Raw genomic sequence first — 19,596 nt, 5'->3', positions numbered from 1 at the left:
TTTTTATGAAAATTTTTCAAGTAAAGTCGTGCAAATTCACACGTTTTTCATTAGACCAATCCTTGAGCCAACATCGCTTTCGCAACTTTTTCAAAGCCGGCAATATTCGCACCTAAAACGAAGTTGTTTTCTTCTCCGTATTCTTTGGCTGTATCTCGGCAAGCTTCGTAAATATTTTTCATGATGTCGTCTAATTTTTGATCGACTTCTTCGCTTTCCCATTGCAGGCGTTGAGAATTTTGGCTCATTTCCAAAGCAGAAACAGTAACACCGCCAGCATTTGCGGCTTTCCCTGGACAGTATAGGACGCCATTTTCAATGAAATATTCTGCAGCTTCTAATGTGCTTGGCATATTTGCGCCTTCTGAAACGACCTTGACACCATTTTTCACTAACAATTTCGCTTGTTCCAGATCGATCTCATTTTGAGTCGCACATGGGAATGCCAAATCAGCTGATGTGTCGAAATCCCAGACAGATTGTCCTGCAAAATATTGTGCAGATTCTTTTTGTTCTGCGTAAGCAGTCAAGCGTTGGCGTTTCACTTCTTTGATTTCTTTTAATAAGGAAACATCGATGCCTGTTTCATCATAAATAAAACCGTTGGAATCAGAAACAGTTACTACGTTAGCGCCTAATTCTTGCAATTTTTCTACTGCATAGATAGCTACATTTCCGCTTCCGGAGACGATTACTTTCTTTCCATTGAAATCATCTTTCAGATCGTTCAGCAAATGTTTAACGAAATAAACAGCACCGTAACCGGTAGCTTCTGTACGAACTTTGCTTCCCCAGAATCCTAATGGTTTTCCGGTTAGAACTCCTGCATCATATTGTTTCAAACGTTTGTATGTGCCGTATAGATAACCGATTTCGCGACCGCCGACACCGATATCTCCGGCTGGCACATCAAGATCTGGACCGATGTGACGAGCTAATTCTGTCATGAAACTTTGGCAAAAACGCATAATCTCGCTATCTGATTTTCCTTTTGGATCAAAGTCGCTGCCGCCTTTACCGCCGCCGATCGGCAGACCAGTCAAACTGTTTTTGAAAATTTGTTCAAACGCCAAGAATTTCAAAATACTCAAGTTTACACTTGGATGGAACCGTAAGCCGCCTTTGTAAGGTCCTAACGCGGAATTGAATTGGATCCGATAGCCGCGATTGACTTGCCAGTTTCCTTTGTCATCTTGCCAAGGAACACGGAATTGGATCAAACGTTCAGGTTCTGAAACAAGAGCCAAAAGATTCGCTTCTTCAAATTCTGGGTGCTTTTCTAAAAACGGCACCATCGTTGGTAAAAATTCATCGATTGCTTGTAAAAATTCTTTTTGATTAGGATCTTTTTCGTGTAGTTGTTCTTGAATTTTTTTTACATAACTTTTTGCATCAGACATTGTATCATCCTCCTTGATTATTACCCATTGTACCAAAAAATTTTCTAACTTCTACTTATTAAGTTAAAATTTTCTGAATTTTTTTTCAAATCTATGAAACTCTTTCAAGCACTGCCCATACATGATACACTTTTCAAGAGGTGAGCATGATGAAAAAAAACTTCGACGTGATCGTCGTTGGTGCCGGTCCCAGCGGTATGATGGCGGCGATTGCCGCAGCCGAAGCTGGTGCCGAGATATTATTGATCGAAAAAAATAAAAAATTAGGACGCAAGCTTTTGTTGACTGGTGGCGGTCGTTGCAATGTCACAAATAATCGTGATGTGGATGATCTGATCTCCCATATCCCGGGCAATGGAAAATTTTTATACAGTACCTTTTCTCAATGGAACAATCTGGATATCATGGAGTTTTTTGAAAGCAACGGTGTCCACTTAAAAGAAGAAGACCACGGACGGATGTTTCCTGTGACGGATAAATCAAAAACGATCGTTGACGCGTTGGCAAATAAACTTCAAGAGTTGAATGTGACCCTGCTCACGAATACGGTGGTAAAAAAACTGCTCCATGATGAGGAATCAATCACTGGTGTGCGGACAGAGATAGAAGACTTTCAGAGTCATTGTGTCGTGTTGACTACCGGCGGACGAACATACCCTTCCACAGGGGCGACAGGCGATGGGTATCGTTTAGTGAAAAGAGTCGGACATACCATCACACCGCTTTTTGCGACTGAATCCCCGCTTGTTTCTGAAGATTCTTTTATTAAAGAAAAAACATTGCAAGGGATCTCTTTACAAGATGTCGAGCTGTCGATCGTAGATGAAAAGAACAAGGCCGTCGTTTCCCATACGATGGATCTGCTGTTTACTCACTTTGGTCTTTCAGGACCTGCGGCATTGCGCTGTTCTTATTTTGTTAATCGTTTGTTGGAAAAACAAGAAACCGTCACTGCGGTGTTGGATTGTTTTCCTGACAAGACCCTACCTCAATTGGTAGCGGAGATGCAGGATCAAACGGCAGGTTCCAAGAAAAATCTGAAGAACGCTTTGCAATCTTTTTTACCGGATCGTCTTTTGCAATTTTATCTGGAACAAGCGGAGTTGGAACAAATAGTTGCTGAAAAAGCGACAGATGAACAGCTGGAACGTTTGGCAAAACTTTTCAAGCACTTTCCTATTACCATCACGAAAACTTTTCCTTTAGAGAAATCGTTTGTTACCGGCGGTGGGATCCAGTTGACGGAAGTCTCTCCTAAAACGATGGAAAGCAAAATAATCAATGGACTGTTTTTTGGCGGCGAATTGCTGGATATCAACGGTTATACCGGCGGCTTCAATATTACAGCCGGCTTTTGTACAGGACATGTCGCTGGGACCCATGCGGCAGAAGTCGCTTCTTATTTTCATTACTGATAAAAAAGATCTGAACGCTGGACCCCTCCGCACATGTTGCGAAGGAGATCCGTTGTTCAGATCTTTTTATTTCGATAATTGTTCAGTGATGTCGGCAAATTTTCCTCTGATTAGTTCTGCCATAGCATCTGCTGCAAGTTCCAGCTGCAACCCTCTCTGTCCTGCTGAAACAATGATAGTTGGGAAACTTTGCGCGGATTCATGAATATAGGTAGGAAATAATTTTTTCATCCCAATCGGTGAACAGCCGCCGCGAATATAACCGGTAGTGGTTTCCAACTCTTTTAGCGGCAACATCTCAACTTTTTTATTCCCGCTGATTTTTGCTAATTTTTTCAGATCCAGCGATTGATTGCCAGGGATCACCGCTACGATCACACCGGTTTTGTTTCCCACTGCCACCAATGTTTTAAAGACTTGGTTCTCATCTTCTCCCAGTTGTTGGGCAACTGTTTGTGCACCTAGATGATCTTCAGACCACTCATAAGTATACTCATTATAAGGGATCCGTTTTTGTTCGACTAAACGGATCGCATTGGTTTTCGGTAGTTTTTTCTTAGCCAATTGTTTCACTTCCACTTTTTTCGATATTCAGCCATTTTAAGATCTCCGCTAATTGTTCCACCGGTAATTGTCCCGGTGCAGATCCTTTGTCTAACGCGCCAAAGGTCAAAACTGATTTGATCAGACTGCCGCTGACTCGGGTGATTTTTCCCAGCTCTCCCATCGAGATCAATGCCAGCGGTAACGTATCAAATGCTTGAACTCTTACGGATAAACCCATCAGCCGCAATACATCTTGAATCGTTTGCGGCATCACAGCGATTTTACCGATGTCTGCGCCAAATTGTGCCATCATGCGAATCTTCATGACTAACGCGCCATCTGAAGGTGTCTTGTCAAAATCGTGGCTGCTCATGATAACTGCGAGGTTTTGATCTTTGATCTGCTGAACAAAGTGTCTTCCTAAAAACTCCGCTCGAGCAAGCTCGATGTCGATCAGATCTGCCTGACCGCTGGCTGCGGCAGTTTCATAGAGTGTTTGGTACTTCTTTAAAGAAAACTCACGATCGCCGCCTTCTTCTTTCGAACGAAACGTAAAAAGCAGCAATTTCTCCTTCAATACACTGCGCAGTTTGGCAAGTACATCAAGAACTGCCTCCGTGTCTTCAACGTCTTGGAACAAATCCACCCGCCATTCTACGATCTCAGCGACTGATTGTTCCGCCTGTTCTGCTTGTAAGAGCAGCGCTTCTTCTGTTGCTTCTGTCAGCGGTACACAGATTTTTGGACGTTCTTCGTCAAAAACCACATTTTTAATCGTTAAATCCATCATTGCTCCCCCAGTCACTGCCTATTTCTTTATCTTATAAAAGAATACTTTCAAATAATTTCCTTCCGGGAATCCTTTGTTCACCGCAAAATCAGCAGGCAAACGATAACTGTCGATCAGTTGATAACCCGCGGCTTTTTCATTTAATACCTTTTCGATCATTTGCTTGAATTTTTTAGCAGACAGATTGGCCGCATTCGTGGAAGCGATCAAGATACCGTCATCTTCTAAGATCGTCAAGCTGTCTTCAACTAGTTCCCCGTAATTTTTTGAAACGTTGAAGACTTTCTTTTTATTGCGGGCAAAACTCGGCGGATCTAAAACGATCAGATCAAAAGTCAATTCTTTTTTGCGGGCGTATTTGAAATAGCTGAACACATCCATCACATGGATCGCTTGTGTCGCCGGATCGATGCCGTTTGCTGCAAATTGTTCTTGGGTTTTCGCAAGACTGCGTTTCGCCAAGTCCACACTGGTAGTATGGATCGCGCCCCCCAAGGCTGCCGCTACAGAAAACGCGCCGGTATAACTGAACATGTTCAATACTTTTTTCCCAGTCGCTAGACCATCCACTAGTTTTCCTCGCACTTCTTTTTGATCCAAAAAGATCCCTGTCATCAGTCCTTCGTCAAGATAGGTTGCATAGCGAACAAAATTTTCTTGGATCATCAACGGTTCCGGTGCTTTTTCGCCAGTGACAAAGCGGCTTTCCGGTAATTCGGGATCATCGAAGCGGATTTTCTCATAGATTCCTTTGATTTCAGGGAAAACACGTGAAAATGCCGCGATCAGCTGTTCTTGTTTTCGGTAAAGAGTCTGATTGTACCAAGAAAACACCGCATAAGCATCGTAGCGATCGATCGTGATCCCGCCTAAGCCGTCACCTTCGCCATTAAAAAGCCGATAAGCTGTCGTACCTTCTTCATGCTCAAAAAAAGAGCGCTTGTCTTTCGCATCTTGAAAAAGCTGAACAAAAAAATCACTATCGATGGGACGATCTTCCCAACGAACGATCCAGCCGATACCTTTGTTTTGTTTGCCTAAATATCCCTTTGCTAAAAAGGTACCTTGGGGATCGACAAAATCTACCCATTGATCGTAGGAATCAGAATATTTTTCTTGAAGCAGGTCTTCTTGTTGAACGAGAGGATATCCTCCGCGTATTTTTTTCTTGGCTTGATCTGTTACTTTTATTTTCATCGAGTCATCTTCTCCTGCTTTGTCTTATCAAGGCTAAGTATAGCAAAAATCCGATTGTTTGTCTTTGACTGGTTGAGAGTAAAAAACGTACATAGCTGCTTAATTTATGTTTTTTCAGCTCCTCAATGAAAGTAAAGAATTATTTAATTAATGGGCTTCTTAGCTTTTTCAATTGACACTCTTTTGTTGTATTATGTAAAATGTAAAAGAAATGTAATAGTAGAAAAATTGAAAATGACTTACATCTATACTAGTTATTTTCAGAAAAGGAAGGAAAATCCATTGAAAAAGATTAAAACACCCGAATTCTTAAATTCGAGATTGGGCTTCTTTTCATTATTAGCCGTTTTACTTTGGCTAAAAAATATCTTCGCATACATGATAGACTTTAATTTAGGGATCGAGAGCCCTATCCAGTACTTTATCTTGTTTATCAATCCAATTGCGACAACCATCTTCTTACTATCGATCGCACTATACGTGAGACGTACGAAGGCATCCTACATCACGATGATGATCATCTACTTTTTGATGACCTTACTGTTGTTCTCAAACGTGGTTTATTATCGAGAATTTACAGACTTTATCACCATCAATACGATGCTGGGCGCAGGAAAAGTAGCATCCGGTCTTGGAGAAAGCGCATTGCGTTTGTTCCGTCCCTATGACTTTTTGTACTTCGTTGATTTTATCGTTCTGATCGGTTTGTTAGGTTTTAAGAAAATAAAAATGGAACAACGACCAGTCCGCGCACGCATGGCTTTTGCGATCTCTACGCTAGCTGTCATGATCTTCTCAGGAAATCTGTTTCTTGCGGAAGCTGATCGTCCAGAATTATTGACACGGACTTTCTCCCGCGACTATTTAGTAAAATATCTAGGGATCAACGCGTTTACCGTTTATGACGGTGTACAGACTTACGAAGCTTCTCAAGTCCGAGCCCAAGCAAGTCCTAACGATATGAAAAATGTAGAAAACTACGTCAAAGAACACTACGCGGAACCAAACAGCAATTACTTTGGCATCGCTAAAGGCAAGAATGTTATCTATATCCATTTAGAAAGTACTCAACAATTTTTGATCGATTACAAATTAAAAGATGAAAATGGCGTGGAACATGAAGTAATGCCTTTCATCAACAGTATTTACCATAGCAAGAGCACATTCAGCTTTGACAACTTTTTCCACCAAGTAAAAGCTGGTAAGACCAGTGATGCGGAAACGTTGTTGGAAAACTCACTCTTCGGATTGAACCAAGGTGCTCTGTTTACTCAACTAGGCGGTAAAAATACTTTTGAAGCAGCTCCTGCGATCCTTGATCAAAAAGCCGGTTATACAAGTGCTGTCTTCCATGGAAATGCCGGCAACTTCTGGAACCGTAATGAAACGTACAAACGATTAGGTTATCAAAACTTTTTCGATGCAAGCTACTATGACGTCAACGCTGACAACTCTTTCCAATATGGCTTGCATGATAAACCGTTCTTCCAACAATCTGTTCAATACTTGGAACGTTTGCAACAACCGTTTTATACTAAATTCATCGCCGTTTCTAACCACTATCCTTATTCGAAGTTCACAAACGACGAAGCTGGGTTCCCAATGGCGAATACTTCCGATGAAACCATCAATGGTTACTTCGCAACTGCTAACTATTTGGATCGCGCTGTCGAAGAATTTTTCAATTACTTGAAAGCAAGCGGTCTTTATGAAAACTCTGTGATCGTGCTTTACGGCGACCACTATGGTGTTTCTAACTCTCGCAACAGAAACTTAGCAGAGTTAGTTGGAAAAACCAAAGACACTTGGACAGATTACGACAATGCCCAAATGCAACGTGTCCCTTACATGATCCATATCCCTGGCCAAGAAAACGGCGGTATCAATCATACCTACGGCGGTCAAGTGGACGCATTACCAACATTGCTTCACTTGCTGGGTGTCGATACGAAAAATTATATCCAGTTGGGACAAGATATGTTCTCTAAACAACATCAACAACTGGTCGCTTTCCGAGACGGTGATTTCGTGACTCCGCAATATACATTCTACAACAGTACATTATATGATAATGCGACTGGCGAGCCTGTCACAGAACCATCTGAAGCATTGAAAAAACAAGTCGATAAATGGAAAGATGAAGTTGCGCAACAATTAGGAACATCTGATCAAATCAATAACGGCGATTTGCTGCGATTCTATTCAAACAGCGGGTTACAGCCGGTAGATCCTAGCGACTATGATTATAAGGATTCGCTAAGTCGATTGACTGAGATCGAAAAATCTCTAGGCGACAAATCCACAAGTGCTTATTCACTGAATGGCAACAAATCAACTGTCGATATGTATAAGACACATTCCTATCAAGAATACGAAAAAAAAGGTGAATAAATTTCTCCTTAACTTTAAGACCGAGATCATTCAATTGATCTCGGTCTTTCTTTTTTTCTGACAAACTTATTCATATTTTTTTCAAAGTCTTCTTCTATACTTAACTTAAAATCGAGGTGAGTAGAATGAACGCGTTGAGATTCGCTTTTGCCAGTTTGCGGTACCATAAACAAACTATCAGACCCTATTGGTTGGTATCACTTGTCTTTTCCTTAGTGATCAGCTTTTTATGGTGTCTGAAACATTCATTTGCTCTCTTTTATCAGCAGGTCATTCAATTATTTTCATCAGAACAAAGTAATGGTCAGACCAGTTTGTTTTCAAATGAACTGCAAGCCTACATAAATAAAGTCGATTGCTTTTATCTTGTACTGATCATGATCGCTAGCGGATTACTGTTGCTCTTCACAGCTTTTTTTCTTTGGCATTTTCTAAAGAAAAGACAAGACTTTCTGATTTTCAGAAATTCGGGGATCACGAAACAATGGTTTCTGCAAATCTGGTTGGAATTTTTATTACCGGCTTTGCTGCTGCTGGCTTTTACTATTTTGCTTTTCTTGATACTACAGCCTTTTCTTCAAACCGTTATCCTTTCGATCCATCAAAAAGTCATCAGCTTTTTTGGGATGGACCATCTGCAACTTGCGGTAAATACAGCTGACCGCTCTAGATGGCTGATCAAACTGCCGGCAAACGGTGCGGCGTTATTCAACTCCATCCAACTGCCAACAAGAAGCTGGTCTTTGATTTTGATCCAAGGAGCCTTTCTTTCATTTTTGAATCTTCTAGTTATCAATAGTTTGTTACTGCCGTTGTTCAGTCTTTACTTTTATAAAAGGAGGAAAAATAATGATCGACACTCATTTGAATAAATCCCGCGAATGTTCACTGTTGTTTATCCCAGCTATTATGAAGACTCGTGCGGACGCTAAAATGGAGCTGATCTCCACTCAATGGCAAGCGATCCCTTATCTTTCTCCTAAAGAAAATCTTTTCTTAGGTGTACAGAAAAAGCATTTTGATCCAGCATACCTTGACTCGTTATATCAACAATTTGATGTAAAAACAGCCTTCATGAAAAAAAACGAAGAGCTTACTCCCTTTGAAACAGTCAAGCTGCAGTTTCTCCATGAACTGCTTCTGCACAAAAAGAAGATCGCTTTTGATGATGTGTGCGCCTCTTTTTCCGTTACTGAGACGCAAGCATTCTTAGCTCTTTGCAAACAGATCACACAACAAGAACAACTAAGTATTTCTATATATACCAGTGATCCAGCACTTACTAAATTAGATGGAAAAGCAATCTAAAAAATCGATGCCTGCAGCTGTTTTGATAAATAGTCGCCAGGCATCGATTTTTTATTTTTGTTCATTTGTTGATTCATCAGTGATCTCTACATCAGGAAACGCGATGCTGAAAGTTGTTCCTTTCCCCAGCTCACTTTTTACATCGATCTTTCCTTTATGAAGACGGACCAGTTGTTGAACGATAGGCAATCCTAGTCCAGATTCACCGAATTTTTTATTTTTACGGGAAGGATCGACTTTATAATAGCGATCCCAGATATTCTTCAATTGTTCTTCCGTCATACCGATCCCGGTATCACTGATCTCAATGATGGTCTCAAGATACCCTTTGCGTATGTTCACATGGATCTCGCCATCTTCCGTGAACTGGATCGCGTTTTGAATGATGTTGACCATGATTTGAACAAACCGATCATAATCCGCATAAACAAACACCGGCTCTTTTGTATCCAAGAACAAGCGGTCATGGGCTGCTTCTGCTTTGCTTTGCAATTGGGTCAGTAATGTCTGCAGTGTCTCGGTTGCATCAAATTTTTTCACAATAATAGAGATTTGATTGGTACGGATTTTTTCGTAATCCAAATTTTCATTGATCAAACGGATCAAACGCTCTGTTTCATTTTTCATCAATCGAACAGCATTTTCCTTCTGGTTCTCAGGAATCGCGTGATATTGTAAACCTTCCAAAAGTCCATTGATAGTAGTCAAAGGCGTTCTCATCTCATGAGAAGCATCCGCCATAAATTGCTTGCGCCGCTCTTCTTGACGTTGGATCTCTTCATTCGATTCCTTCAACGAAACAGTCATTTTATTGAAGTCATCTGCCAATTCATCAAATTCATCTTTGTTATGGACAGGCAGTTGAATATCGAAATTCCCATTTGCGACTTCCTTCGTTGCCTTTTTCATACGGTTGATCCGCCGTACTTGGAAACTGGCGTAGAAGTAACTGATAATCAAAGCAAAGATACTGGAAATGATAAATCCTTTGAATAGATTTACTGTCATAGATTGAACGCTATCTTGAATGTTTTTGGCTGGCTGCGTGACCACCAGCGCCCCGTAGAACTGATTTCCCAGATTAAAAGGTACCATCGCATACGATGTCGCTTCATTTTCACCAAACACATTGGTAGGCGATGTTACTTGCTGACGTTCGCCGTTTTTTAGTGCCTGCCACTGGTCCGCTGAAATCGTAAAATTCAATCCTGCTTTTGTCGTCTGCGGGTACAATACCTGCTCTTGTCGATTGATAAAGACAAAATTGACTTCTTGCTGATTCAAGATCTGCTCAGTGGCCATCAACGAACGCTGGATTTTTTCCGTAGCATCCGTGAATTCATTAAAGATCTGTGTCGTCTTTTCAACAGATTCCGCATAGCCGAACAACTGCTTATAGTTGTTTTCTTCGATCGTTTGTTTTGTCATTTGGGTAAATGAGATCCCCACGGTCAGCAAAATCACCGCGATCACTGCCCAAAAAGCCATTAACTGTTGGTAAAGGTATCGCATTAAGCAACACCTGAATCATCAAATTTATACCCTACGCCCCACACGGTTTGAATGACTTGCGGACCGACTTTCTCAATTTTCTGACGCAGTTTTTTGATGTGAGCATCGACTGTCCGTTCATCGCCGAAATATTGATAATCCCACACTAATTCCAATAGTTGTTCTCTTGAAAATACTTGGCGGGGTTTTTTCGCCAATGTGTACAATAGATCGAATTCTTTCGGGGTCAATCCCTCAATGGTTTTCCCGTCCAAATAAGCTTCTCGTGTCTTAGTGTTCATTTTGAAGTGGTCTGTTTGGATATCGAAGGTATTTTCATCACTGTCAGAGACGACCGTTTTTTCTGCTAATTCGCTGCGGCGATGCAGTGCCTTCATACGCGCGATCAATGTCAGCGGACTAAACGGCTTCGTGACATAGTCATCTGCTCCCATTTCTAAACCGATCACTTGATCGCTTTCAGAATCACGAGCCGTCAACATAATGATCGGCACCGTATCAGAAACCTTGCGGATCTCCCGAGCAACAGCCATTCCATCCATTCCCGGCAGGTTCAAATCAAGCGTGATCATATCCCAAGAATTAGGATCGCTCAAAAACGCGTCCAATCCTTCTTTACCGTCATATTTGAAGGTAGCGTCCCAACCTTCATTCAAGAAAAACATCTGCATCATTTCAGACACAGACTCATTATCTTCAATCATCAAGATATTCATTTTCTTCACCTCTGTTTTTTCTATCAAAAGCCTTTAATCTTTCTTCTATCAACCCGAACGATACAACGATCGGAAATGGGATCAGTATCATTTCAATAATGAAAAAGTTCGTGTTGCCGGTCAGTTTCAATACTAAGCCGATCACAGCCATCAATAAACCAAAAAGCAAAAAATACATTCCGCTGATTCGTTGCGCATAACGCCAATTTAATTCGTTCATTTTTGACAAATAAGAACGATAGCCATAGACTAAATTATCATATTTTGCTGGAAAAATACTAAAAAGCAGACCGATCAGCGTAAAGCCGATGCCAATAACTAAAAAGATCATATCGACACTCCTTTTCTTTTTCTAGTATACTCGAAAAAAGCTGTCGTGCCCATCAACTTCACGTTTTCTTTAAAATACTTCCTTGTTTTTTCAATATTTGTTATGATAAAAAAAACGAGGAGGATCACTATGAATTATCGTGCATTGACATTTTTTGATCTAGACGGCACCTTATTAGATGCTAAATCACAAGTAACACCTGAAGTCGCTGAAGCGATGCGGCAATTGAAAAACAACGGTGTCTTGCCGATCATCGCAACAGGACGTACAGAAACCGAAATAAAACATATCATGGAAGCCGCAAATATCGAATCGAACATCGTAATGAACGGGTCATTTATTCGTGTAAACGGCGAACCGATCCATTCCGAACTATTCACAACAGAAACCTGCCGTGCAGTATACGAAGCTGTCTTGGAAAAAGGGGATCAACTTTCCTACTATAATGAAAGCAATATCTGGTGTACCGGCTACAATGATGAGCTGATCAACGCCTATAATTTTATCCACAGCACGATCCCGCCAATCGAACCCCTAGCATTTGAAAATAATTCCATAAATATGCTGCTGGTCTTAGGCAAAAATAATGACGGGTATTATGAAGAACGATTTCCTGACTTGAATTTTTATCGCAACACCCCTTACTCCATAGATACAGTCAAAAAGACGGTTTCTAAAGGGAATGCAGTAAAAATCTTAAAAGAAAAAATGGGCTTGCCTGATATCCCGACATACGGCTTCGGCGACGGACCAAACGATCTGGCGTTATTAGAAGCTTGTGACATCAAAATCGCGATGGAAAATGGTGTGCCTGCTTTAAAAGAGATCGCTGATTTTGTTACCAAGAAAAATACCGATGGCGGCATCGTCCATGCCTTGCAGCATTTTGACTTGTTATAAGCAAAACTTGCCGCTTTAAAAAATGTCCAAATTATGTTATACTCTTTTCTGTAAGACTCCCTAATTAGGGGGCTGTTACGGATTCGACAGGCATAGTTCGAGCCTGAATTGCGCTTCGTAGGTTACGGCTACGTTAAAACGTTACAGTTAAATATAACTGCTAAAAACGAAAACTCTTACGCTTTAGCTGCCTAAAAACAGTTAGCGTAGATCCTCCCGGCATCGCCCATGTGCTCGGGTCAGGGTCCTATTCTAAGTGGGATACGCTAAAACTTTCCGTCTGTAAGTTTTAGAAGAGATCATCAGACTAGCAATGTAAATCGCCTGTCGTTCGGCAGTTTACAAAGCGAAACTTCAATAGAACCGACTATGAGCGTAGATTTTTAGGTAGCGATGTGTTTGGACGCGGGTTCGACTCCCGCCAGCTCCATAGAATGTAAACTTGCCAACCGTTGATAAATCAATGGGTTGGCAAGTTTTTTATTATATCATTTTTCAATATATCAGTTTAGCTGTCTCTGAAGGATAGACTCAATGATATTACGCTATGAAACGATCAAAAGCGATAAATGACTGTTTTATGTAAGAAAATGAAAAATCAATTTTTGTATTAAAAAACTTCTTTTCAAGTAAAAAACGAGAGGAACTATCAGATGAAAATAATCACGGTATGCGGCAGTTTGAAGTTTACAGAAGAAATAATGCAGATTACCGAAAAAATGACATTGCAAGGAAATTGTATGTTAGGCATTACTTATCCAACAAAATCTGATCTTCATGCTTATTCAGAAGCGGAAAAGGATATGCTTGGTAAGATGCATAAAGAAAAAATCAAAATTTCTGATGCTATTTTGGTAGTAAATGTTGGAAATTATATTGGAACTACCACTGAAAGTGAGATTGCTTATGCAAAAGCATTAAGCAAAGAAATCATATATTACACAGACATAGTAGAATAACTATTATTAGATAAGTACGTATTCTAAAAATAGACACTTTTGTTCTGCTCCATAGAACTATCTCAGTACTTCGTAATTCTTTAATTCAATACTCCACCTTCCCCTTGACCCTCCCTCTTTTTCTTCGTATGCTTAATTGGAAGGAGGGTTTCTGTATGTACTCGATGCTGAAAAAAATCATTACTGAAAAAGACATCCATCGTCAGATTTTGCTTTTGGAACAGCTTCTCAATCACTCACAACTAACCGCTAAAGAGCTGGCAAAAAATATCGGCACCACAGAACGCACCGTTTTTTCCGATCTGCAGCTGATTCGGGGTTATCTGCCGGAGTATTGGACTTTAGATTCTGATAAAAACGGTATCCGTTTAAATTTACAGGAAAATTCATTGACGAATGATATTTGGAAATCCTTCTTGCCTCATTCTGCCAGTTTGCAGTTGGTCAAAAAATTATTTTTTGCCAAGGAGATAAATGTGCCGCGTTTTCTTGAAGAAACGGGTATCTCTTATGAAACTCTCAAACGTCACCGAACAAAAATCAATCGTCAGTTGCAGCCTTTTCATATCAAGATCCGCTTGACTACTACACAAGCTTCACTTGTTGGCGCTGAGAGTGCTATTCGGATCTTCTTTCATCGGCTATTACTGCCTTTCACTCATAACAATTATTTTTTTGAGGATTACTCGATACACGAGGAACACTATTTATACTTTTTGACCAAAAAAATCACCACAGACTTATCAGTGGATACGGAACAGATTTTTGGGATCTGCTGGTTTTTTATCAACACCATTCGGATCAAAGCCGGCTGTTCTATCGATGATTTCAATTTTGACGCAGAGGATCCGCTTTTTTCTCTCTATGCCCCGCTTTTGCAGGAACTATATGAAAAAGAAGGCGTATATCTGAAAGATAAAGAGATCTTTTTTGCTTTTTTCTGCTTTTTAGAAAGCTGGAACTACAATCATCCTCTCGGAAAAAAAGTCAGCACTGTACTGAATGAAGACTATCCGCTGCTGCAAGAAAAAGCACAACAAACTGTGGAAGACATCGCCAAAGAAATGGGATTGCAACTATTGTTACAGACAAATCTCGCGACGAATCTTCTGCTGTTGTTGCTGAAATACGCAGAGTCTCCTGCATTGTCGAAACAGTTTCAACTGGAATACCAAGAACTACTGCTGAAAAAAAATGAAGAATACACTATTTTAACTGAAAAAGGCAGAGAACTTTTTTCAAGTCTGCCGCAATTTTCCACAGTTGGTGATATGGATTATTTTGTCAATCTATTTTCCTTATTGAGTCAACAGGCGATTTTTACGATTCGTCCTTATAAGAAAACCGTCTTTTTTATTTTTCAAAGTGAACCTGCTTGGAAAACATTTCTGCAGCAGGAATTAGCGGACCTTCTAGGGAAACGGATCAAGCTCATTCCTCTTGAGGTTTCTCAACTGCAATCAGAAACGCTTCAAGCTGGTGATTTGATCATTTCTAATATTCCTTTGAATTCGCCGCCGCTTCCAGTAGCGTATATTTCCAGCATCCCTACAAAAAATGAACTCGATCAATTGACCGAGTTCACTTCTCATTCTTATCTATAAGCAAAACGGTTAGTCATTTTGGTAATGGCTGACCTTTTTTTCTTTACGTTGGAAAATTTCTTTGCTGATCTTCTTTTCGATTTCAACTACCAAAAACAATAGCAAAGCATTTCCTAATGTTAATATTTGTTGCTCCAGAGTAAGTGCTGTTGTTCTAATCAGCTGTTGTCCTACTGGCAAGTAGATCGCCCCCATCTGCAAGACGAAAAGGATGCCTAGTGAAAGGAACAAGAATTTGTTTTCAAAGAAGCGTCGATTGATGGCCCGATCGAACATCTCGCGGCAGTTGATCATGTAGACTGCTTGCCCTAAAACGATCCCCTGTAAAAGGATCGTCTGTTGAAGAGCGGCACCTTCAAACTGCATCGACAAGAAGTATGACGGGATCATGATCAACAAGGAAACGTACACGATCCTAAAGAAACTGTAACCTGATAAGATCCCCATTTTCGTGTCTCTTGGTGGACGCTTCATGGTATCACGGCTTGCTTTTTCAAATCCTAACGCATAAGACAACGTGATGGTAGTCACCATGTTGACCCACAAAATCTGGATCGGTGTCAATGGCAACGGACGATTGACCAGCAATGCTAAGATCACGATCAACCCCTGCGCCAATGCGGTAGGTAAAAAGAAGTTGATGGTTTTTTGCAGATTATCAAAGATCCTGCGTCCTTCTTTCACGGCTTTGACGATCGTGTAAAAATTATCGTCCGCTAACACCATATCCGCGGCTTGTTTGCTGACTTCGCTGCCTTTGATCCCCATCGCGATGCCGATATCCGCCTGTTTCAAGGCTGGCGCATCATTCACGCCGTCACCGGTCATTCCCACGATTTCTTCTTTTTTCTGCAATGCGGTAACGATTCTTAGTTTATGATCCGGTGTCGTTCGAGCAAAGACATCCACTTGCCCGACTGCCTCAGCCAATGCGTCGTCAGACATCTCATCGATATCGGTACCTTCTAATATTTTTGATGTGTGTTTCAAACCGATCTGTTCACTGATCGCTTTGGCGGTCACTTTATGATCACCGGTGATCATCTTCACGGAGATCCCTGCTTGCTGAGCCTGTTCAACGGCGCGAATGGCACTTTCTTTCGGCGGATCGATGATACCTGCCAGACCAGCAAATGTCAGTCCTTCCAATGACCCATGTGTCAATTCCGTTGCGGAGACTTTTTTATAGCCGAATCCCAGCATACGTTGGCCTTTACTTGCTAAATCTAATCCGTACTTTTCCCATTTTTTCTTTTCTTCATTTGTTACGTTGGATTTTTTCAATAAAACTTCAGGTGCACCTTTGATGAAGATCACTTGATTTTCGCCATCTGGGTGCATTGTCGCCATATATTTATAGCTGGAATTGAAAGGAATTTTTGCTAATACTGGTTTTAATTGCTGTTCTTCTTCTGCGATATACTTCAACAGTGCAAGTTCTGTGGGATTGCCGTGGATCTCTTCGATCTTTTGATCATCGCTTGTCTTTAACTCCTGACAATTATTCATGATCTCTTTTACTATCGCCGGTTCTTCTGAAATGACTTCCTGTACAGTCATTTCATTTTTTGTAAGAGTCCCGGTTTTATCAGAACAGATCACCGTCATGGAGCCTAATGTTTCAACTGCTGGCATGCCCTTGATGATCGCGTTCTCGTCAGCCATTTCCTTTACACCCATTGAAAGAATCATCGTCAAGACTGCCGGCAAGCCTTCCGGGATCATGGAAACGATCAATGCGATACTGGCAGAAAGCAACAGATTCCAATCCATTCCATATCTGAAACTTGTGAAAAATAATAGGAAAACGATCAGTGCCAGAATCCCTCGAAGAATCTGCTTGTTCAATTGATGCATTTTTTTAACCAGCGGAGTAGTTTGTCCTTGGATCGACTGCAAGGCATGATTGATTTTTCCGATTTCTGTGGCATCTCCTGTTTCGACAACTATCCCGCGAGCCGTACCTGTTTGGACAAGGGTTCCTGAAAACGCCATGTTCAACTGATCTCCAGCCAATGCTTCTTGCGCGATCACATCCGCTGTCTTTTCTACCGCTTCGGATTCACCGGTCAAGATCGATTCTTCGATGGTCAAATCATAAACTTCGATCAATCGCAAATCCGCTGGAATCACATCCCCGGCTTTCAAAATCACGATATCTCCTTGAACGAGTTCTTCGGAAGCTAATTTGATTATCTGTCCTTCATTTAAAACCGTTGCTTCTTGACCCATCATCTGCTTCAAACCATCCAATGATTCTTCTGCCTTCCGCTCTTGCCAATATCCGACAAAACCGTTGATGATCACTACTAAGAAAATGATCCCACCTTCCGCTATTTCCCCGGTCGCAAATTTCAAGACAGAAGCCAAGATCAGCACGATCATCAGTAGATCCGTAAAGTGCTTGGCGATCTTACGCCATAGTTTAACCTGCTCTTTTTCCTCCATTTTGTTTGGTCCATTCTCTTTTAAACGGGTTTGACGTTCTTCTTGTGTCAAACCTGTCATTTGTGAACCAGTTCTATTTAAAACATCTTCGATCGATTGTTTATACCATTTCATAGTCATTCCCCCATATCATTCTTTCGTTACTTTAAGTATACGGAGAAATAACGATTTCTAAGGTCGATAATTGCATAGAAGACTGAAATTATTGTGTGTTGAGAGGTATAAACTAGCCATATGACCTTTAACATATGAAATAGCTGACTATATGTATCTGCTGAACTGCTGTAAAAAAGCCGTTGATCTTCTCTGGTCACTTGTCAAAATGTATGTACACATTTTTGACAGGTTCACCAGTAAAGATCAACGACAAACTATTCTCTCAATGGATCAATCCAATAAGTTGTTCTCTAAGCTGCTGATAATCTTCTTCCGTTTGCAGAAAATAGTCAGGATTTGCTTGGTGACTGTCGATCATCCAATCCTTCGTATCTGGATTTCCTAAAAATTCCGCAAGTACAGCTTTTGTTTTTTCTTCATTTTCCAAACTTGCTTTGTGTAATAGCCAAAAATCTTCGATCCCTCTCAAAAGCTGTTTATAGCGCAGTGACAAGAGGATGTGTCCTGAATAAGACGGATAAACTAAGCAAAGATCTCCGATCGGCAAAGCCGCGACATTGTAGCGAACATCCTGCCGAATATTTTCCGGCCAACAATTAAATGCCCAGCGCAATAATCCATTGGTTCCAAAATGATATGCCAAGATCCCCTGCACCCGTGATTCCAAAAGCGGGCTGTGTAAAAAGGTATTTGGTTTTGTTGGATAATTGCAAATGTAATATTGTGTTTTACCAGGATGTGTCTGGTTCAGCTTTTCTATATTATTGCATGTACAAAAATAAGAAGTGACCGGGTAGTCGATTTCCGGTAGAAGTTGTTGCAAAACAGGCTCCTTATCAAAAGCCACCTTCACTTTGATGGTTGGTTCCACTTCTTTTAAGATTTTCAAAGCTTGTTTGAATTGTTCGACTTCATGGATCTTGGGTTCATCAGAAAGAATGTAGACCTGTTCCCAGATTCCTAATTCTTTAAAATGCTGAAAGACAATAGCAAGGTAATCTTTCAGTTCTTTTTTGTCTGTGATGAAGTTATAAACACCTTCTGTCTCGTCATAATAACGAATCACTAATTTTTCAGGATGTTCCAATTCTTTGACTTGCGGGAAAAAGGGCGGTTGCCACACACCCAATAAACCAAAGACATCGATCTCTTGATGAATGCCCGCTGACTTCATGATTGCCAAATAACGGTCCAAATAGCGAAAATCACAGGTGAGTGTCCCGGCACTTTTTTTTACTTGGATCATAGAATACTCGTACAGATTAGCCGGATAGTCTTTTACGATATAATTGAACCAACCCTTCCAAGGGATTTCTCCTGCAATCACGGTCACCGCTTTTTGTCCCAGTGCTGCAAGTTTCTCTGCCATTTCGGCGATCAAGTCAAAATGTCTGTCACTCCACATTGGCACATGATAAGTACGAGCCAGATTGGACGGCTGTTGCCAGATATCTAAATGAAACTCTTTCGTGATCTCATTTGCAAAAGTAAAATCCTTCACCTCAAAAAGAATGTCTTTTGAGCAGATCAGCTGTTCCTTTTGATTTATAAATGATCGAAAAATATTGATTTTCACAGGATAACTGTCGGAAGCAACAGTCTGGCTGATAGGAATATTTACATATACTGGGGCAAAACGATCGCCAGTATAGGTCTTTGCCTTTTCTTCCAACAATTTATCTCCGTACCCGATGTCTTGACCTCCTAGGTAATAATCAATAAATTGTGCTTCCACCGGCAGTTTGCTTTCAATAGCAATACGATACATAGGTATTTCGATCGCGTCAGGAATGGAGAAAGCATCATCTAAACTATAATGATTTTTCTTGCCGTCATGAAGCAGCAGCTGAAAAGCGCCCCAACTATTTTTGTAAAAAGCAAAAGTGGAAACCTCATTTGGTTCGGCTTGGAACATTTTCGTAGAGGGACGATAGCTTTCAGGTACAACATATACCTTCATAG

Annotated in this window: 16 protein-coding genes and 1 other RNA gene; 8 read left to right on the top strand and 9 right to left on the bottom strand. The window is 40.8% G+C overall.

The annotated features are described in order from the left end of the window. Positions 1 to 50: 50 nt before the first annotated feature. Complete coding sequence (gene gdhA, locus EFB00_RS10045) at positions 51 to 1,400, bottom strand: NADP-specific glutamate dehydrogenase (RefSeq protein ID WP_122646676.1); 1,350 nt, start codon at positions 1,398 to 1,400, stop codon at positions 51 to 53. A 149-nt stretch (positions 1,401 to 1,549) separates the two neighbouring features. Here gdhA and EFB00_RS10040 point away from each other — a divergent pair, with 149 nt between their 5' ends. Then, positions 1,550 to 2,815: a BaiN/RdsA family NAD(P)/FAD-dependent oxidoreductase gene (locus EFB00_RS10040; protein WP_122646675.1), complete on the top strand. Its 1,266-nt coding sequence runs from the start codon at positions 1,550 to 1,552 to the stop codon at positions 2,813 to 2,815. Between the two features lie 66 nt (positions 2,816 to 2,881). On the opposite strand, the gene ybaK is transcribed toward EFB00_RS10040, so the two are convergent. Genes ybaK through EFB00_RS10025 form a run of 3 tightly spaced genes read right to left on the bottom strand, consistent with a single transcriptional unit; the run spans position 2,882 to position 5,348 of the window. Further along, positions 2,882 to 3,379: a Cys-tRNA(Pro) deacylase gene (gene ybaK / locus EFB00_RS10035; protein ID WP_122647085.1), complete on the bottom strand. Its 498-nt coding sequence runs from the start codon at positions 3,377 to 3,379 to the stop codon at positions 2,882 to 2,884. Next, complete coding sequence (gene aroD / locus EFB00_RS10030) at positions 3,372 to 4,148, bottom strand: type I 3-dehydroquinate dehydratase (protein ID WP_122646674.1); 777 nt, start codon at positions 4,146 to 4,148, stop codon at positions 3,372 to 3,374. Before aroD ends, ybaK begins: the two co-directional genes overlap by 8 nt. 21 nt (positions 4,149 to 4,169) lie before the next feature. Further along, positions 4,170 to 5,348: a class I SAM-dependent rRNA methyltransferase gene (locus EFB00_RS10025; RefSeq protein ID WP_122646673.1), complete on the bottom strand. Its 1,179-nt coding sequence runs from the start codon at positions 5,346 to 5,348 to the stop codon at positions 4,170 to 4,172. 282 nt (positions 5,349 to 5,630) lie between these two features. Here EFB00_RS10025 and EFB00_RS10020 point away from each other — a divergent pair, with 282 nt between their 5' ends. From EFB00_RS10020 to EFB00_RS10010, 3 genes are all read left to right on the top strand, one after another. Beyond that, the gene (locus EFB00_RS10020) at positions 5,631 to 7,739 is read left to right on the top strand and encodes an LTA synthase family protein (protein ID WP_122646672.1); all 2,109 of its coding nucleotides are present in this window, start codon (positions 5,631 to 5,633) and stop codon (positions 7,737 to 7,739) included. A 125-nt stretch (positions 7,740 to 7,864) separates the two neighbouring features. After that, positions 7,865 to 8,611, top strand: coding sequence for a hypothetical protein (locus tag EFB00_RS10015; protein ID WP_122646671.1), 747 nt, complete (start codon positions 7,865 to 7,867; stop codon positions 8,609 to 8,611). Next, positions 8,589 to 9,047: a hypothetical protein gene (locus tag EFB00_RS10010; RefSeq protein ID WP_122646670.1), complete on the top strand. Its 459-nt coding sequence runs from the start codon at positions 8,589 to 8,591 to the stop codon at positions 9,045 to 9,047. Before EFB00_RS10015 ends, EFB00_RS10010 begins: the two co-directional genes overlap by 23 nt. 51 nt (positions 9,048 to 9,098) lie before the next feature. On the opposite strand, the gene EFB00_RS10005 is transcribed toward EFB00_RS10010, so the two are convergent. Genes EFB00_RS10005 through EFB00_RS09995 form a run of 3 tightly spaced genes read right to left on the bottom strand, consistent with a single transcriptional unit; the run spans position 9,099 to position 11,606 of the window. Next, entirely contained in the window at positions 9,099 to 10,559 is a 1,461-nt protein-coding gene (locus tag EFB00_RS10005) for a sensor histidine kinase (RefSeq protein WP_122646669.1), read from the bottom strand. Then, positions 10,559 to 11,275, bottom strand: a complete 717-nt coding sequence (locus tag EFB00_RS10000; RefSeq protein ID WP_122646668.1) for a response regulator transcription factor — start codon at positions 11,273 to 11,275, stop codon at positions 10,559 to 10,561. Before EFB00_RS10000 ends, EFB00_RS10005 begins: the two co-directional genes overlap by 1 nt. Further along, the gene (locus EFB00_RS09995; protein WP_122646667.1) at positions 11,256 to 11,606 is read right to left on the bottom strand and encodes an SdpI family protein; all 351 of its coding nucleotides are present in this window, start codon (positions 11,604 to 11,606) and stop codon (positions 11,256 to 11,258) included. The genes EFB00_RS10000 and EFB00_RS09995 overlap by 20 nt, the downstream gene beginning before the upstream one ends. Before the next feature lie 129 nt (positions 11,607 to 11,735). On the opposite strand from EFB00_RS09995, the gene EFB00_RS09990 reads away from it, so the two are divergent. From EFB00_RS09990 to EFB00_RS09975, 4 genes are all read left to right on the top strand, one after another. Next, positions 11,736 to 12,506: a Cof-type HAD-IIB family hydrolase gene (locus EFB00_RS09990; protein ID WP_122646666.1), complete on the top strand. Its 771-nt coding sequence runs from the start codon at positions 11,736 to 11,738 to the stop codon at positions 12,504 to 12,506. 68 nt (positions 12,507 to 12,574) lie between these two features. Then, positions 12,575 to 12,939, top strand: a transfer-messenger RNA (tmRNA) gene (ssrA, locus tag EFB00_RS09985). Between the two features lie 220 nt (positions 12,940 to 13,159). Continuing rightward, complete coding sequence (locus EFB00_RS09980; protein ID WP_122646665.1) at positions 13,160 to 13,465, top strand: hypothetical protein; 306 nt, start codon at positions 13,160 to 13,162, stop codon at positions 13,463 to 13,465. Positions 13,466 to 13,620: 155 nt separating this feature from the next. Further along, positions 13,621 to 15,069, top strand: coding sequence for a global transcriptional activator MafR (locus EFB00_RS09975; RefSeq protein ID WP_122646664.1), 1,449 nt, complete (start codon positions 13,621 to 13,623; stop codon positions 15,067 to 15,069). Positions 15,070 to 15,078: 9 nt separating this feature from the next. On the opposite strand, the gene EFB00_RS09970 is transcribed toward EFB00_RS09975, so the two are convergent. Both EFB00_RS09970 and EFB00_RS09965 read right to left on the bottom strand, forming a co-directional pair. Continuing rightward, on the bottom strand, positions 15,079 to 17,631 hold the full coding sequence (locus tag EFB00_RS09970) for an HAD-IC family P-type ATPase (protein ID WP_122646663.1): 2,553 nt from the start codon (positions 17,629 to 17,631) through the stop codon (positions 15,079 to 15,081). A gap of 265 nt (positions 17,632 to 17,896) precedes the next feature. Next, positions 17,897 to 19,594 (bottom strand): DUF4091 domain-containing protein, encoded by a 1,698-nt coding sequence (locus EFB00_RS09965; protein WP_122646662.1) that lies wholly within the window; start codon positions 19,592 to 19,594, stop codon positions 17,897 to 17,899. Between the last annotated feature and the right edge of the window lie 2 nt (positions 19,595 to 19,596).

Source organism: Enterococcus mediterraneensis (assembly GCF_900604485.1).
Taxonomy (GTDB): Bacteria; Bacillota; Bacilli; order Lactobacillales; family Enterococcaceae; genus Enterococcus_C; species Enterococcus_C mediterraneensis.
The sequence above is the reverse complement of the archived record's forward strand: the minus strand, read 5'-3'. Positions and strand labels throughout refer to the sequence as shown.